Annotated in this window: 15 protein-coding genes; 5 read left to right on the top strand and 10 right to left on the bottom strand. The window is 67.6% G+C overall.

Going from position 1 to position 16219, the window contains the following annotated elements:
* Window positions 1-2: 2 nt before the first annotated feature.
* The 6 genes from gcl to dctA are packed head-to-tail and all read right to left on the bottom strand — an operon-like array spanning window position 3 to window position 6233.
* The gene (gcl, locus tag CJ179_RS16445) at window positions 3-1808 is read right to left on the bottom strand and encodes a glyoxylate carboligase (protein WP_095862267.1); all 1806 of its coding nucleotides are present in this window, start codon (window positions 1806-1808) and stop codon (window positions 3-5) included.
* Window positions 1809-1844: 36 nt separating this feature from the next.
* On the bottom strand, window positions 1845-2729 hold the full coding sequence (locus CJ179_RS16440; RefSeq protein WP_095862266.1) for a 2-hydroxy-3-oxopropionate reductase: 885 nt from the start codon (window positions 2727-2729) through the stop codon (window positions 1845-1847).
* A 35-nt stretch (window positions 2730-2764) separates the two neighbouring features.
* The gene (locus CJ179_RS16435; protein WP_095862265.1) at window positions 2765-3586 is read right to left on the bottom strand and encodes a hydroxypyruvate isomerase family protein; all 822 of its coding nucleotides are present in this window, start codon (window positions 3584-3586) and stop codon (window positions 2765-2767) included.
* A gap of 26 nt (window positions 3587-3612) precedes the next feature.
* A complete protein-coding gene (locus tag CJ179_RS16430; protein WP_072951000.1) occupies window positions 3613-4020 on the bottom strand; it encodes a gamma-glutamylcyclotransferase in 408 nt (135 codons plus the stop codon).
* A 4-nt stretch (window positions 4021-4024) separates the two neighbouring features.
* Window positions 4025-4807 carry an MTAP family purine nucleoside phosphorylase gene (locus CJ179_RS16425; protein WP_072950998.1) on the bottom strand — a complete coding sequence of 261 codons (783 nt, stop codon included), beginning with the start codon at window positions 4805-4807 and terminating at the stop codon, window positions 4025-4027.
* The gene (gene dctA / locus CJ179_RS16420) at window positions 4800-6233 is read right to left on the bottom strand and encodes a C4-dicarboxylate transporter DctA (protein WP_095862264.1); all 1434 of its coding nucleotides are present in this window, start codon (window positions 6231-6233) and stop codon (window positions 4800-4802) included. The genes CJ179_RS16425 and dctA overlap by 8 nt, the downstream gene beginning before the upstream one ends.
* Window positions 6234-6459: 226 nt before the next feature.
* Here dctA and CJ179_RS16415 point away from each other — a divergent pair, with 226 nt between their 5' ends.
* From CJ179_RS16415 to CJ179_RS16400, 4 genes are all read left to right on the top strand, one after another.
* A complete protein-coding gene (locus CJ179_RS16415; RefSeq protein ID WP_072950995.1) occupies window positions 6460-7230 on the top strand; it encodes an IclR family transcriptional regulator in 771 nt (256 codons plus the stop codon).
* Between the two features lie 60 nt (window positions 7231-7290).
* On the top strand, window positions 7291-7506 hold the full coding sequence (locus CJ179_RS16410; protein WP_087558768.1) for a hypothetical protein: 216 nt from the start codon (window positions 7291-7293) through the stop codon (window positions 7504-7506).
* On the top strand, window positions 7503-7994 hold the full coding sequence (locus tag CJ179_RS16405) for a Clp protease N-terminal domain-containing protein (RefSeq protein WP_095862263.1): 492 nt from the start codon (window positions 7503-7505) through the stop codon (window positions 7992-7994). Before CJ179_RS16410 ends, CJ179_RS16405 begins: the two co-directional genes overlap by 4 nt.
* 101 nt (window positions 7995-8095) lie before the next feature.
* Window positions 8096-9331, top strand: coding sequence for a LuxR C-terminal-related transcriptional regulator (locus tag CJ179_RS16400; protein WP_072951023.1), 1236 nt, complete (start codon window positions 8096-8098; stop codon window positions 9329-9331).
* Window positions 9332-9378: 47 nt separating this feature from the next.
* Here CJ179_RS16400 and fdhD read toward each other — a convergent pair whose 3' ends face one another.
* The 4 genes from fdhD to CJ179_RS16380 all read right to left on the bottom strand — a co-directional run bounded on the left by fdhD (window position 9379) and on the right by CJ179_RS16380 (window position 14355).
* Window positions 9379-10200, bottom strand: coding sequence for a formate dehydrogenase accessory sulfurtransferase FdhD (gene fdhD / locus CJ179_RS16395; protein WP_095862262.1), 822 nt, complete (start codon window positions 10198-10200; stop codon window positions 9379-9381).
* A 3-nt stretch (window positions 10201-10203) separates the two neighbouring features.
* Window positions 10204-12528, bottom strand: a complete 2325-nt coding sequence (locus tag CJ179_RS16390; RefSeq protein WP_095862261.1) for an FdhF/YdeP family oxidoreductase — start codon at window positions 12526-12528, stop codon at window positions 10204-10206.
* Between the two features lie 112 nt (window positions 12529-12640).
* Window positions 12641-13273 (bottom strand): MBL fold metallo-hydrolase, encoded by a 633-nt coding sequence (locus CJ179_RS16385; protein WP_095862260.1) that lies wholly within the window; start codon window positions 13271-13273, stop codon window positions 12641-12643.
* Window positions 13270-14355: an S-(hydroxymethyl)mycothiol dehydrogenase gene (locus CJ179_RS16380; protein ID WP_095862259.1), complete on the bottom strand. Its 1086-nt coding sequence runs from the start codon at window positions 14353-14355 to the stop codon at window positions 13270-13272. Before CJ179_RS16380 ends, CJ179_RS16385 begins: the two co-directional genes overlap by 4 nt.
* A gap of 317 nt (window positions 14356-14672) precedes the next feature.
* On the opposite strand from CJ179_RS16380, the gene CJ179_RS16375 reads away from it, so the two are divergent.
* The gene (locus CJ179_RS16375) at window positions 14673-16169 is read left to right on the top strand and encodes an aromatic amino acid ammonia-lyase (RefSeq protein ID WP_072937265.1); all 1497 of its coding nucleotides are present in this window, start codon (window positions 14673-14675) and stop codon (window positions 16167-16169) included.
* Window positions 16170-16219 lie beyond the last annotated feature (50 nt).

Raw genomic sequence — 16219 nt, 5'->3', positions numbered from 1 at the left:
CCCTAGTCCAGCAGCATGAGGGCCGTGGGGGCGTGCTCCCAGCTCTCCGCCAGATCCTCGAACTCCGCGACGTTGTCGAGTTCGGTGCCCATCGCGATGTTGGTGACGCGCTCGAGGAAGACCTCGACCACCACCGGGACCTTGTGCTCGCGGGCGAGTTCACGGGCCTTCTCGAGGGCGCCGGCGATCTCGCCGGGCTCGGTGACCCGCAGGGCCTTGCAGCCCAGCCCCTCGGCGACCTTGACGTGGTCGACGCCGTACCCCTTCGGCACCGCGGGCAGCGTCTCGTGCTCGCTCCGCTCCTGGGTGTTGATGTTGTCGAAGCCCAGTTGCACGCAGAAGTCCATGTCGAACGCGCGCTGCGCCTGACGGATCAGTCCCAGGTAGGAGTTGTTCACCACCACGTGGATGTACGGCAGGTTGAACTGCGCACCCACCGCCAGTTCTTCGATCATGAACTGGAAGTCGTAGTCGCCCGACAGCGCCACCACCGACGTCTCCGGCTCTGCGGCAACCACTCCGAGTGCCGCCGGGATGGTCCAGCCGAGCGGACCGGCCTGCCCGCAGTTGATCCAGTTGCGGGCCTTGTACACGTGCAGGAACTGGCCGCCGGCGATCTGCGAGAGTCCGATCGTGCTGACGTACCTCGTGTCGCGGCCGAAGACGCGGTTCATCTCCTCGTACACCCGCTGCGGTTTGACGGGCACGTCGTCGAAGTGGGTCTTGCGTTGCATGGTCCGCTTCCGGGTGGCGCAGTCCTCCACCCAGGTGCTGCGGTCCGCCAGTGTTCCGGCGGCCTTGCGCTCCTTCGCGATGGCGACGAACTGTTCCAGCGCCGCCTTGGCATCGGAGACGATCCCGTAGTCGGGTGCGAACACGCGACCGATCTGGGTGGGCTCGATGTCGACGTGAACGAACTTGCGTCCCTTGCGGTAGGTGTCGAGGCCGCCCGTGTGCCGGTTGGCCCAGCGGTTGCCGATGCCGAGGACGAAGTCGGACGCCAGCATGGTGGCGTTGCCGTACCGGTGCGCGGTCTGCAGTCCGACCATGCCGGCCGCGAGACGGTGATCGTCCGGGATCGTGCCCCAGCCCATCAGCGTCGGCACCACCGGAACGTCCAGCAGTTCGGCCAGTTCCACGAGCAGGTCCGAGGCGTCGGCGTTGATGATGCCGCCGCCCGCGACGATCAGCGGGCGGTCGGCGGCACCCAGCATGTCGAGCGCCTTCTCCGCCTGCGCACGGGACGCGGCCGGCTTGTACACGGGCAGCGGCTGATACGTGTCGGGATCGAACTCGATCTCCGCCAACTGCACGTCGATCGGCAGGTCGATGAGCACCGGCCCCGGCCTACCGGACCGCATGAGGTGAAATGCCTGCGCGAACGCCCCCGGAACCTGGGCCGGCTCGAGCACAGTCATCGCCATCTTCGTGACCGGGCCTGCGATCGACGCGATGTCGACGGCCTGGAAGTCTTCCTTGTGCAGGCGCGCGACCGGGGCCTGCCCGGTGATCGCGAGGATCGGGATCGAGTCCGCCATCGCCGAGTACAGGCCGGTGATCATGTCGGTGCCTGCGGGCCCGGAGGTGCCGATGCAGATCCCGATGTTCCCGGCCTTGGCCCGGGTGAATCCCTCGGCCATGTGCGAGGCACCCTCGACGTGGCGGGCGAGGATGTGCTTGATCCCGCCGTGATCACGCATAGCCGAGTAGAACGGGTTGATCGCCGCACCGGGGAGGCCGAACGCCTGGGTGGCGCCTTCGAGTTCCAGAATCTTGACCGCTGCGTCAGCGGCGCGCATACGAGGCATATCACTTCTCCATCGAGGATTACGAGTTGAAACGGGTCACAGGGAGGGGCGGCCGGACAGCCGCTCCACTCCACGCAGCAGTCCCGAATGGTCCAGGCCGCCATCACCGTTCGCACGGGCGGAAGCCATCAGCTGGGCGACGACCGCGCCGAGCGGTGTCACGACACCGGCCTCACGGGCCGCGCTGGTCACGATGCCGAGGTCCTTGTGGTGCAGGTCGATGCGGAATCCGGGTTCGAACGACCGGTCCAGCATCTTCTGCGCCTTCTGGTTGAGGACGGCCGATCCGGCCAGCCCGCCACCGAGCACCTCCACGGCGGCCGCGGTGTCGACACCGTAGGCCTCGAGGAAGATGATCGCCTCGGCGAGGAGTTGGATGTTGCCGGCGACGATCAGCTGGTTCGCGGCCTTCACCGTCTGCCCGGAGCCGTTCGGGCCCACGTGGACCACGGTCTTCCCGACGACGTCGAGAATCGGCCTGGCCGACTCGAAGTCTTCCGGGGCGCCGCCGACCATGATCGACAGTGCGGCGTTGACCGCACCGGCCTCACCGCCCGAGACCGGGGCGTCCACCAGCCGGAAGCCACGCTCGGCCGCCTGCGCGGCGAGCGCGGTGGTGACGTCGGGCCGGATGCTGGAGAAGTCGATGATCAGGGCGCCGGCCGGGGCGTGCGCGAACACACCGTCCTCACCGGCGAGTACGGCCTGCACGTCGGGCGAGTCGGGGACCATGACGGCCACGACGTCGGCACCGGCGACGGCCTTGGCGATGGAGTCGGCCGCGGTGCCTCCGGCCTCGACGAGTGCCGCGGTGCGCTCGGGCGAGCGGTTGTATCCGACCACCTGGTGGCCGGCCTTGGTGAGATGAACGGCCATGGGGCTGCCCATGATTCCGAGTCCGATGAATGCGATTGTGCTCACGAGTCTCCTCGATTCCGTCGAAGTGTGGTGGTGTGTCAGCGGCCGGCGCGGGTCGCGCGCTGCTCACGGGGCAGCCAGTCGAACGTGTCCGGCCGAGTCGCCTTGTATTCGAGGCCGACGTAGCCGCGGTAACCGTGTCCGGCCAGTCGCTTCAGGTAGCCGTCGATGTCGAGGGTTCCGGTGCCGGGTTCGCCGCGCCCCGGCGCATCCGCGATCTGCACGTGCCCGATCCGGTCGGCGTAGGTGTCGATCGCGGCGCCGACATCGTCGCCGTTGACCTCGAGGTGGTAGAGGTCCGCGAGGAGCCGGAGCGAATCGACACCGTGCTCGGCCTTCACCCGGTCGATCACGGCGATCGCCTCGGCCGCGGTCTTCAGCGGGTACGCCGGTGTGCCACTGACCGGTTCGACGAGCACGACCGCACCGATACGATCTGCTGCCTTGCCCGCCTGAGCGAGGTTCTCGGTGGCCGTGTCGTCCTGAATCTTCGGATCCGTACCGTCGATACGATTACCATACAGGGCGTTGAAAGCTTTGGTGCCCAGCCGTTCTCCGATTCCGACGGTGACGTCGATGTTGTCACGGAACGCCGACACCTGCGCCGGGTCGGACAGCAGTCCGCGATCCCCCGCCGGCATGTTGCCCGCTGCGAAGTTCAATCCGGTGAGCTGCACTCCGGCGTTCTCGACCGCGGCCACGAAGGCGTCGACGTCGCTGTCCTTCGGTACGGCGGTGTCGAACGGCCACCAGAATTCGACGGCGTCGAATCCGGCGTCCCGGGCGGCCTGCGGGCGCTGCAGGAGCGGCACGTCGGTGAGCAGGATCGAGCAGTTCAGGGTGTAGGCAATGTTGTCCATCGGCTGTTCTTTCGCTTTCGGGGTGTTCAGGAGACGGTGGTGTTGTCGGGCTCGGGCAGGCCGCGGTAGCGTCGCCAGCCGCCGTGATCGGTAATCTCGGTGAGCTCGCCGGCCTTACTCTCGAGCAGACCCGGTCGCAGCCCCACTGCGAGAACCGAACGGCCGTCGGACAGTTCGATCACGGTGAGCTCGAGTTCCTCGGGCTCCTCGGGGAGGAAGTCGGTGCGGATGTCGCCGATCGGCACGTCGTAGAGTTCGCCCTCGATCGAGGCGCCTCCGGTCTCCGTCAGGAGAAGGGCAGGAAATTCGTCGCGTACGGAGAAGAATCGGTAGTTCGGCGCGGTCCGTACCGTGCCGAGGAACGTGTGCGCAGACACGTTGTGATGCAGGTTTCCGCCACGCATCGCTCCACCGTTGCAGAACAATTCGGCCATCTTGTCAGCTCCTTCTTCCGTGGGCAGTTGCCGTCGTTTCCGGCTTGTCTGCCAGTTCGATCGCGACCTGAAGCAGTGCTTCGCGCAGTCGCTTGGTGTTGGCGTCGAGTCCTTCGCGCACCAGATCCTGGGTGACCGGCCACGGGGTGTCGCTGATGACGTCGTGATCGGTGACCAGGGCGATGCAGGTGTAGGACATGCCGAGTTCCCGGGCCAGTGCCGCTTCGGGATACGGGGTCATGCTGATCAGGTCCCAGCCCTGGGCCGCGTACCAGCGGGATTCGGCGCGAGTCGAGAACCGGGGGCCGCGGATCGCGACCATCACGCCGCCGTCGTTGACGACCCAGCCGCTCCTGCGGAGCGTCGAGACCACGGCCTGCCGTCCGCGGACGCAGAACGGGTCCGCGAAGGAGATGTGGACGTCGTCGTCGTGGAACGTGTCGTCGGTGCGGCCGGTGCGGTCGACCAACTGGTCGGGGACGACGACCGATCCGACACCGATCGCCGGTCGCAGCGAGCCGGAGGGGGTGGGAGCGAGGATGGTCCGGACGCCCAGGCTGTGCAATGCCCAGATGTTGGCGCGGGCGTTGATCCGGTGCGGCGGGATGTTGCGGTGCCGCCCGGTGCGGGTCAGGTAGGCGAGCCGGCGGCCCCCGGAGGATCCCAGGACGATGTTGTCGGAGGTGGGACCGTACGGGGTGTCGACCGAGACCTGCTCGGCGTCGTCGAGCAGACCGTGATAGCCCCAGGTACCGAGGAGCCCGACGGTGGGCTGGGTGTCAGGCATGGTGGTTCACCGTTCCTTCCGGGGTCCTGTTCACGGTCAGCGCTTCGGGCTTCTCGATCGCCGGCTGGGCCGGTGTGGTCGCGAGGTGTTCGTGCCCGGGGTGGGGGTGGGCGACGACGTCGTCCGGGTCGTCGGGCGTGACCGTCCCGTCGAGAACCGCCCGCATCTTGTCCTTGTCGAGCAGGCCCTCCCAGTTCGCGACCACGAACGTGGCCATGCAGTTGCCGAACAGGTTGGTGAAGACCCGCATGGAGTCCATCAACCGGTCGGCGCCCAGGAGCAGCGCGACTGCGGCCACGGGGAAGGCGCCGATCGCGGCGGCGGTGGCCGAGAGTGCGACGAACGCGGAGCCCGGCACGCCTGCCATGCCCTTCGAGCTGAGGATGAGGATGCCCATGATGGCGAGCTGCTCCCCGAACCCGAGGTCGACGCCCACCGCCTGCGCGAGGAACATCATCGCGAGCGACAGGTAGATGGCGGCACCGTCGAGGTTGAACGAGTAGCCGGTGGGAATCACCAGTCCGACGACGGCGCGGTCGCAGCCGGCGTTGTCGAGCTTCTTGATGATGCGGGGCATGACGGCCTCGGACGACCCCGTGCCCAGCGCGAGCATGAACTCTTCTCGGCAGTACTTGACGAACTTCCAGGGATTGACGCCGGTCAGGAGCCTGACAACGGTGGCGAGGACGACGATGAAGACCAGGGCCGCGCCATACGCCGCGAGCACCAGGATCCCGAAGGACTTGAGTGAACCGGCACCGTAGTTGCCGACGGTGTAGGCCATCGCACCGAATGCGCCGAGCGGCGCCAGGTACATGATGTAGCCGACGATGCGGAAGATGACGTGCAGCGACTGGTCGATCACGTCCATCAGGACCGGCGGGGCGGACTCGCTGTAGGACGCGAGAGCGACGCCGAAGAGGATCGAGAACAGCAGCACCTGGAGCAGGCTGTTCGTGGCGAACGCGTCGAACACACTGGTCGGGATGATGTGCATGACGAACTCGACGCCGCCGGGCATGTGACCGCCCTGCGTCTTCTCGTCCAGCGCGGAGGTGTCCAGCGTGGACGGGTCGATATTGAGGCCACTGCCCGGCTGCACGAGGTTGCCGACCAGCAGGCCGAGCCCCAGCGCGCAGATCGTCGCGCCCATGAACCAGAGCAGTGCTTTGGCGCCGATCTGGCCGAGCGCCTTCATGCTGCCGACCTTCGCGATGCCGGTGACGATCACCAGGAAGATCAGCGGGGCGACCACCATTTTGATGAGCTTGATGAAGCCCTCGCCCAGTGGCGCCAGGTGATGCGAAAACTCGGGGAACAGGATGCCGGTGGCGATGCCCAGGGCAATTCCGATCAGGACCTGGACGAACAGCGATCTGTACCAACGCTGCTTCTTGGGTTTTGCAGCGATTTCGACTTCAGACACGGGGCCCTCCCTCGGGGCTTGGTGTTTTCCATATTATGGAAGTTGTATTTCGTATCTCGATATAGTGAACGCCGTCACACCGTGTTTTGTCAACCGATGTAGCGAAGGAATCGGCGCGATCCACCACAACCGCGCTATCGTCATACGGAGCGCCCTTTCCGCCTGACGGAAAGAATCGGGGGCTTCCGGGGAGGCACCCCGAGGCAGTCAGAGGATGGAGCCAGACATGACGAACGGTCAGAACGCGGCCGGCGGCGTGCAGTCGGTCGAGCGTGCATTCGACATACTCGAGATCATGGCGAGCGCCGGCGGGTCCATCGGCGTCAGCGAACTCGCCGAACTGGCCGGACTCCCCCTCCCGACGATCCACCGGCTCATCCGCACACTGATGAACCGCGGGTACGTGCGGCAACTGCCCACCCGCCGGTACGCGCTCGGCCCCAAGCTCATTCGGCTCGGCGAGAGCGCCACCCAGCTGATCGGCGCGTGGTCGCGGCCGCACCTGTCCGAACTGGTGCGAGGCACCGGCGAGACCGCGAACATGGCCGTCCTCGACGGCACCATGGCCGTCTACGTCGCGCAGGTGCCGTCCGAACACGCGATGCGCATGTTCACCGAGGTCGGCCGCCGTGTGTACCCGCACTGCACCGGTGTCGGCAAGGCCATCCTCATGCAACTGTCGAACGACGCCGTGCGCTCACTGGTCGGCCGGACCGGCATGACGACCTACACCGAGAACTCGCTGACGGACCCCGACCTGCTGATCGCCGATCTGGAACTGAGCAGGAACCGCGGATTCGCCATCGACGAGGGCGAGCAGGAGATCGGCGTCCGCTGCTTCTCGGTGCCGGTGCCGAACGCCCCGACGCCTACCGCCATCTCCGTCTCCGGGCCCGCGGCCCGCGTCACCCTCGAGTCGGCCGACCACATCGTGCCGCTGCTCAAGCGCGTCGCGAAGGAACTCGGCACCGAGTTCGACAAGAACGCGGCGCTCTAGGTGCACCCTTCCATCAACAAAGGTTGACGAGGTTCGCCTCATCAACTTAAGTTGATACCTGTGAGTGACGATCCGAACCCGGCCACCGCGTTCGCTGCCGTCGTCGCGCTGCGGCGGCAGGCCGATCAGCTCGAGCGTGACGCCGTCGCCGACGCACTGTCCGCCGGCTGGACGTGGGCGGACATCGGTCAGGCGCTCGGCGTCTCGGGTCAGGCGGCGCACAAACGCCTCGGCCCGGGGCGATCCGCCGACAAGAAGACGAGGGGACCACGATGAAATTCACCCGGGCATGGCGCGACATGCGCACGATGAAAACCCTGTTCTCCGAAACGGAGGCCGAAGCCGACCGGCTCGGCGACCGCGAGCCCGGCCTCGAACACCTGCTCCTCGCGTCGTTCGCGCTGCCGGACGGAACAACGAGCCGGGTGTTCGACCGTCTCGGATCGAACCGGGACGTGCTGCGCGAGGCGATCATTCACGTGCACGGCGAGGCCCTCGCGGCGGCAGGCATGACCGACACGGGCGCCGCCACCAGCGCGCTCAGCCGCCCCCGCACCGGTCCGCTGCGGCTGACCGAACCGGCCCAGGGCGCGTTCCGCAACGCGGTGGCTCTCGCGAAATCGGAGCGCAGACCGATCGTCGGCGCCGACATCGTCGCGGCCGTGGCCACGATCACCCACGGCACCGCGGCGCGGGCACTGGAATCGCTGGGGCTCGTCCGGTCCGCAGTCGTCGACGCCGCGCGGTCGGAGCCGGCACGATGACCGGACAGCCCAGGATCGGTGTTCGCCGTCTGCGCGGATAGGCTCGACACGTGGTTCTTCCCAGCGCGACTTCGGTGTCACCGGCAGATGTTCTCGGTTCCATGCGGGACGTCATCGACGGTCCCCTGCCCGACATCGCCGTCCGCTTCTCCAAGTTCCTCGCCGACATCTGGCCGCACACCGCGCTGGTGATCTTCACCCGGGAATGCACGGGGCGTCCCCGCAAGGTCAGCGGCGACCCCGCGGTGGTCGAACGGGTCACCATCGCCGAATTGGACGCGTTGCGCACCCGCATGACGGAAGGCACGCCGTTCGACGACCAGACCGTGGTGGCCGGCTCGAAGCGGAAGGTGTGGGCGCTGCTCGACGCGACCGGAACCCTGCTCGTCGTTCTGCCGAAGCCGCGGCAGCAGATCCGGGAGGTCCCGCTGGTGGCGGGCGCCTTCGGTGTCGTCGCCGTGTCGATCCGGCATCAGGTCGCGCAGGCGAGCCCGGCGTACCTGGCGGAGTCGCGGGCCGCGTCGAGCGAGCGGGCCAGGACCATCGTGGAGTTGACGGACCTGCACGCCGCGACACTCGAATCCATCCTGTCGACACTGCGGTCCAAGGACCTCGACGACCGTCGGTCGCGGATCACGGCGAGCGAGACGGCGTCGTCGGCGCTGATCACTCTGCGGTCGGCTGGCGAGTCCGACCGCATCCTCGCGGAGGAAGCCGTCACGACGGCGTTCGCCCGGTTGCAGGGCGAACTGCGACCGCTGCTGCAGCACCGTCCCGTGCGGGTCGATTACGTCGATCCGCCGGTGGACGGTCGCGCGCTGCCCGGTGAGGTGGCCAGCGCCGCGCGCGCGGTCGTGCGCAGCGCCGTCCTGGCGTTCGCGACCCAGTCCACCCTCGAGCGCATCCGCATCGCCTGGGACTGCGACGGCTCCAACCTCCTGGTCGAGGTACGCGACGACGCCGAGGGCGGACTCGACACCGACGCACTGGTGCGGCAACTCTCCGGCCGGGTGCACACGCTCGGTGGCCGGATCGACGTCGAGTCGGTCGACGGGTGGGGGTCCCGGGTGGCGGTCGCGATCCCCCTCGACGTCCCCGCGGCCCGACCGGACGAACAGCAACTCGGCGACCTCAACCCCCGCGAACTCGAGGTCCTTGGCCACCTGGCCACGGGCAAGAGGAACAAGGCGATCGCCGACAGCCTCGGCATCAGTGAGAGCACGGTCAAGTTCCACGTCGCGGGTGTGCTGAAGAAACTCGGGGTGGCGTCCCGGGGCGAGGCGGGCGCGATCGCCCTCGAGGCCGGCGTCCGCGCCGATACCACCGGCAGGCATTGACCCCAGGTGAGTGGCGCGGTGTGTGGGAGCACGCTGTGCCACTCACCTCAGGTGATGCGGTCGGGGTGGGTGTAGAGGTTCATGGTGGTGCCGCGCAGGAACCCGATGAGGGTCAGGCCGGTGTCGTGGGCGAGGTCGATCGCCAGCGACGACGGCGCGGACACCGCCGCCAGGATCGGAATCCCGGCCATCACCGCCTTCTGCGCCAACTCGAACGACGCCCGACCCGACACCAGCAGCACCGTCCCCCGCAACGGGATGCGGTCCTGCTCGGTGGCCCACCCGATCAGCTTGTCGACCGCGTTGTGCCGGCCGACGTCCTCCCTGACCGCGAGCAGCTCCCCCGTGCGCGTGAACAACCCCGCCGCGTGCAGACCCCCGGTGGTGTCGAACACCTTCTGCGCCGCCCGCAACCGGTCGGGGAGTTCCACGATGGTGGCCGAATCGACCCGCACCGTGTCCGCCGCCGGGGAATGCTTCGTGCGTTGCCGGATCGCGTCCAGGGACGCCTTCCCACACACCCCACACGAGGACGTGGTGTAGAAGTTGCGTTCGATCCCGGTGTCGGGGAGGAACACCCCGGGTGCCAGATCCACGTCGAGGACGTTGTAGGTGTTGACGCCGTGCTCGTCGACGCTGTTGCAGTACCGGATCGACGCGATGTCCGCGCGGCCGGCGATGATGCCCTCGGTCAGCAAAAACCCCTGCGCCAACTCCACATCCGAACCCGGGGTCCGCATCGTCACCGCCAACGGGGTGCCGTTCACCCGGATCTCGAGGGGTTCCTCCACCACCACGGTATCCGGGCGGGTCGAGTGCCGGGTGTCGGTGATCCGGGTGACCGGGGTCCGGGTCGTCACCCGCCCCACCGGTCAGCCCCGCCTCTCGAGGCGGATCGTGACCGCCTTCGACACCGGCGTGTTCGACTTTTTCGCGACGTGATCGAGCGGGATCAGCGGATTCGTCTCCGGATAATAGGCGGCCACATTCCCGACCGGGGTCGGGTACGGCACCAACCGGAAATCCTCCGCCCGCCGCTCCTCCACACTGCCGTCCGGGGTTTCCCATTCGGAGACCAGGTCCACCCGATCCCCATCGGCGTACCCGAGGGCGGTGATGTCGAGTTCGTTGATGAACAGCACCCGCCGTCCGCCCTTCACCCCGCGGTAGCGGTCGTCGAGACCGTAGATGGTGGTGTTGTACTGATCATGCGACCGCATCGTCTGCAGGATCAGCCTGCCCGCCGGCACCGGCACCCAGCACAGGTCGTTGACGACGAAATTCGCCTTCCCCGTCTCGGTGTCGAACCGGCGCTCGTCGCGCGGGGGGTGCGGCAACCCGAACCCGTCCGGCCCGCGCACCTTGGTGTTGAAATCCTCGAACCCCGGGATCACCCGGGCGATACTGTCGCGGATCCGGTCGTAGTCGGCGGTGAACGCCGCCCACGGCACCGCATGCCCCGGCCCGAACAACGCCTGCGCGATCCCGCACACGATCGACACCTCACTGCGCAGATGTGTGCTCGCGGGGGTGAGGCCGCCGCGGGAGAGGTGCACCATCGACATCGAATCCTCGACCGTCACCTGCTGCTTGCGACCGTTCTGCACGTCCTTGTCGGTGCGCCCGAGCGAGGGCAGAATCAGCGCGGCCCGCCCGGTCACCAGGTGCGAGCGGTTCAGTTTCGTCGACACCTGCACCGTCAACGCACACCGGCGTAGCGCCGCCTCGGTGGTCTCGGTGTCCGGGGTCGCGGAGACGAAATTGCCGCCCATCCCGACGAACACCGACGCCGTCCCGTCCCGCATCGCCCGGATCGAATCGACGGCATCCAGACCGTGCGTGCGCGGGGACCGGATCCCGAACTCCGCATCCAACGCCGCCAGGAACGCTTCGGGCATCTTCTCCCAGATCCCCATCGTCCGGTCCCCCTGCACGTTGGAGTGCCCGCGCACCGGACACACCCCCGCCCCGGGTTTGCCGATCATCCCCTGCAACAGCAGCAGGTTCACCGCGTCCTGGATGGTCGCCACCCCATGCGTCTGCTGCGTCAATCCCATCGCCCAGCAGATGATGGTCTTCTTCGATCCGATCAACGCGTCCGCCGTGGCCCGGATCTGGTCGAGCGTCAACCCGGTCGCCGCCACCACCGTCCCCAGATCGACCCGCCGCAGGTGTGCCGCGCACGCCTCGAACCCGGCGGTGTGCCGGTCGATGAACTCCCGGTCCAGGACGGTGCCCGGTGCCGCGTCTTCGGCCTCGAGCAGCAACCGGCCCAAACCCTGGAACAGGGCCTGATCGCCGCCGATCCGGATCTGCAGGAACTCGTCCGCAATGGCCACCCCGTCACCGACCACGCCGTGCACCTTCTGCGGGTCCTTGAACCGCAACAACCCCGCCTCCGGCAACGGGTTGATCGCAATCACCCTCGCCCCATTCGCCTTCGCCTTCTCCAACGTCGAGAGCATCCGCGGATGATTCGTCCCCGGATTCTGGCCGGCGATCAGGATCAGATCCGCGTTCTCCAGGTCGGGGACCGACACCGACCCCTTCCCGATCCCGATCGTCTCCACCAACGCACTACCCGACGATTCGTGGCACATGTTCGAACAATCCGGCAGATTGTTCGTCCCGAACGCCCGGATCATCAACTGATACACGAACGCCGCCTCATTACTGGTGCGCCCGGACGTGTAGAACACCGCCTCATCCGGCGACCCCAGACCCCGCAGCTCGCCGGCGATCAACGCGAACGCCGCATCCCACCCGATCGGCTCGTAATGCGTGGCCCCCGGCAGCAGCACCATCGGATGCGTCAGCCGGCCCTGCTGCCCCAACCAGAACTCGGTGCGACCCAACAACTCCGCCACCGAATGGGTGGCGAAGAACTCCGGGGTCACCGTCCGGGTCGTCGCCTCCTCCGCGACCGCCTTCGCCCCGTTCTCACAGAACTCCGCATGCTTACGGTGCCCCGGAGTCTCCGGCCACGCACACCCCGGACAGTCGAACCCGTGCCGCTGATTCAGCCGGAAGAAGGTCCGCGCCGTGCGCACCGGACCCATCTGCTCCAAACCACGCTTGAGCGAAACCAACACCGCAGGAACACCCGCCGCATAGGACTTCTCGTGCGTGACGACGACATCGTCCTCGTCGAAGGTGTACCTGTCGGTGGCCTCGGGGCGGTCGGTGGTGTCGGTCATCGAATCAGCGTCCTCAGGGTGTGCCGGTATTTCTCAGCGTTCTCGGTGTTTCTCAGCGTTCTCGGTGTTTCTCAGTGTTCTCGGTGTTTCTCAGTGTCGTTCTCGGTGTTTCTCAGTGTCCTCGGGCAATCCACTCGGCGAGATGCGGGGCCTCGGTACCGATCGTGGTCCCGTCCCCGTGCCCGGTATGGACGAGCGTGTCCTCGGGCAACGCGAACAACCGGTCCCGGATCGACCCGATGATCGTCGGGAAATCCGAGAACGACCGACCCGTCGCACCCGGACCACCCGAGAACAGGGTGTCGCCGGAGAACAACGCCCCGACCTCCGGCAGAGACAAGCACACCGACCCCGGCGAATGCCCCGGCGCATGGATCACCCGGATCTCGGTACCCGCGATCGCGATCCGCTGCCCGTCCTCGAGGTTCCAGTACTTGCCGTCGGGGTGGCTCATCTTCCACAACACGTCATCACCCGGATGCAGCAACACCGGGGCGTGCAACCGCTCGGCCAGCTCCGGGGCGACGGTGACGTGATCGTTGTGCCCGTGCGTGCAGATCACCGCGTTCACGTGCCGGCCCCCGACCGCGTCGACGATCGGCTGCGCACTGTGGGCGGCGTCCACGATCACCACGTCGGTGTCGTCCCCGATCAGCCAGATGTTGTTGTCGACACTCCACTCCCCACCGTCGAGGGCGAAGGTTCCCTCGGTGACGACCCGCTCGATCCGCAACCGCCCGCTCACAGCACGACCACCGAACGCAGCACCTCACCGGCGTGCATCCGGTGAAACGCCTCCTCGACCTCGTCGATCTTGATCCGCTCGGTGACGAACTTCTCCAACGGCAGCCGGCCCTGCTGGAACAGATCCACCAGCATCGGGAAGTCGCGTTCGGGCAGGCAGTCGCCGTACCACGACGACTTCAGGGATCCGCCGCGGGAGAAGAAATCGATCAACGGCATCTCCAACCGCATGTCCGGGGTCGGGACCCCGACCAGCACCACGGTGCCGGCCAGGTCGCGGGCGTAGAACGCCTGCTTCCACGTCTCCGGACGCCCGACCGCGTCGATCACCACATCCGCACCGAAACCGCCGGTCAGCTCCCGCACCGCCTCTACCGCGTCCACCTCGCCGCCGTTGACCGTGTGCGTCGCACCCAGATCCTTCGCCCACTCGAGCTTCTTCTCGTCCCGGTCGATCGCGATGATCTTGTTCGCCCCGGCCAGCCGGGCACCCATGATCGCCGCATCACCGACCCCGCCGCAGCCGATGACGGCGACGGTGTCGCCGCGGCCCACGTTGCCGGTGTTCACCGCCGCACCGAGGCCGGCCATCACCCCGCAGCCGAGCAGCCCGACGACCGCCGGGTCCGCGGACGGGTCCACCTTCGTGCACTGTCCGGCGTGGACGAGGGTCTTGTCGGCGAACGCGCCGATCCCCAGCGCCGGGGTCAGTTCGGTGCCGTCCTCGAGCGTCATCCTCTGCGCCGCGTTGTGAGTGTCGAAACAGTACTGCGGGCGACCACGCTTACACGCCCGGCACTGCCCACACACCGCCCGCCAGTTCAGCACCACGAAATCGCCGACCGCCACCGACGTCACACCCTCGCCGACACTCTCCACGATCCCGGACGCCTCGTGCCCGAGCAGGAACGGGAACTCGTCATTGATCCCACCATCGCGGTAGGTCAGATCCGTGTGGCACACACCGCACGCCGCGATATCCACCACCACCTCACCCGGACCCGGATCCGGAATATTCACGGTCGCGATCTCCACGGGGGCACCCTTGGAGCGGGCGATGACGCCTCGTACCTGCTGCGGCATTGGACTCATTCCTTCGGTCGATCAGTCAGAGCGGGATCGATGCATGGACATATATGCACCTCTCCCGAGACCCTACGTTCCGGACGATCACAGAGGGACTGATCGAAGTGAGAGGTCGACCTAGCCGGAATGCCAGCCCCTCGGGAAGGGGTTGCGAACCTGTCGATCGCCGGAAACCGACGGTTGACAGGGTGCGGTATATACAGGACTATACATCTCGAACGAGTGAGGCAGACCACACTGAACGCAGACGCCGGACGACGTCGTCCGCACCCGCCTCGTGAGTACCCGCACACCGCATCGATCACGGAGTTCCGATGACCCCGAAAGATCCCCGCCCGACGGAGGAACCGCACCCGCCCGTTCCGGTGCTGCTCGACGGCTCCCAGCTCACCGTCGATCAGCTGACGACTCTGGCCCGGGAGCCGGTCGTCGTCGCGCCCGACCCCGCAGCACTCGACCACGCACGCCGTTCCTGGGAGACCGCGGTGCGCATCGCCGCGCGCCAGCCGATCTACGGACGCACCACGGGGGTCGGCGGAAACCGGGACACCTCCGTCTCGGACGGTGTCGAACAGGACCTCCGACTGCTCCGCAGCCACGCCACCGGCTCGGGTCCGTCGCTGCCGGACCACGTCGTCCGCGCCGCGATGATCATTCGGGTCAACCAGATCCTCAACGGCGGATCCGGTCTGCACCCCGACATCGTGACGGCGCTGATCGATGCCGTCGCCGCGGACGAACTGCCCGCCGTGCACGCTCGTGGGGCCATCGGCACCGGCGACCTCAGCGCGTTCTCCGAGATCGCGCTCGGACTGATGGGCGAGACACCGCTGCGGGACGGCCGGGTCGTGCCCCGGTGGACGGCGCATCAGGGTGATGCGCTCCCCTTGATCTCGACGAACGCGATGACCGTCGCGCTCGCCGCCACGGCCACCGACAGCGTGGCGAACTGGCTGGAGCATTCGCTGATCGTCGGCGTGCTGTCGCTGCTGGCGACGCGCAGTTCCGTCGAGCCGTTCGCCGCACGGGTGCAGGCGGCCCGCAGGCACCTCGGCCAGGAGGAGGTGGCGGGCCGGGTCCGGGAACTCCTCGCCGACCACGACGTCCGGGCCGCCCGGGTGCAGGACTCCTACGGGTTCCGCGCCCTCCCCCAGATCCTCGGCGCCACCTGGCAGGCGCTGCAACGACTGCGGGGGACCCTCGCGATCGAGATGAACTCGTCCTCCGAGAACCCGCTCATCTCGGTCGAGGACGACGCCGTGTTCCACAACGGCAACTTCCACGGGATGCCGATCGCCCTCGCTGTGGACGAGGCGAAACTCGCGCTGTCGAGCGCGGCGTTGCTGTCGCAGTGCAGGTTGGCCAACCTGTCGGATCCGGCGGTCACCGGCCTGCGGCCGTTCCTGGCCGACGGTCCGGCAGGCAGCAGCGGCACCATGCTGCTGGAGTACACGACGTCCGCGGCCATCGCGGAGATCCGGATGGCCGCCGCGCCGGGTTCCCTCGGGCACACGGTCATCTCCCGCGGCACCGAGGACCACGCGAGTTTCGCGTCCCAGGCCGCCACCCAGCTCACCGACATCCTCGCGCAGTCACGCATCGTTCTTGCGTGCGAACTGATCTCGGCGGTGCGGGCGCTCGGCCAGCAGCACCGCGACCTGGACACGGACACCGAACTCGGTGCCTACCTGCACCGTGCGCGCACGTGCCTGGACCCCCGGACCACCGACCGCCCCCTGAGCGACGACCTGAAAGCTGCGGTGAAGTTCCTGGAACAGTTGCCGAATCCGGAGAAAGACACAGCTCGGTAGAGCAGTCCCACCGACACCGAACTTCCGGGCGCCTCACCTCCCGGACTACA

The organism is Rhodococcus sp. ACS1, from assembly GCF_002300155.1.
GTDB lineage: Bacteria > Actinomycetota > Actinomycetes > Mycobacteriales > Mycobacteriaceae > Rhodococcus_F > Rhodococcus_F koreensis.
Note: the sequence above shows the minus strand (reverse complement) of the source record. Positions and strands in the feature narration are given on the sequence as shown.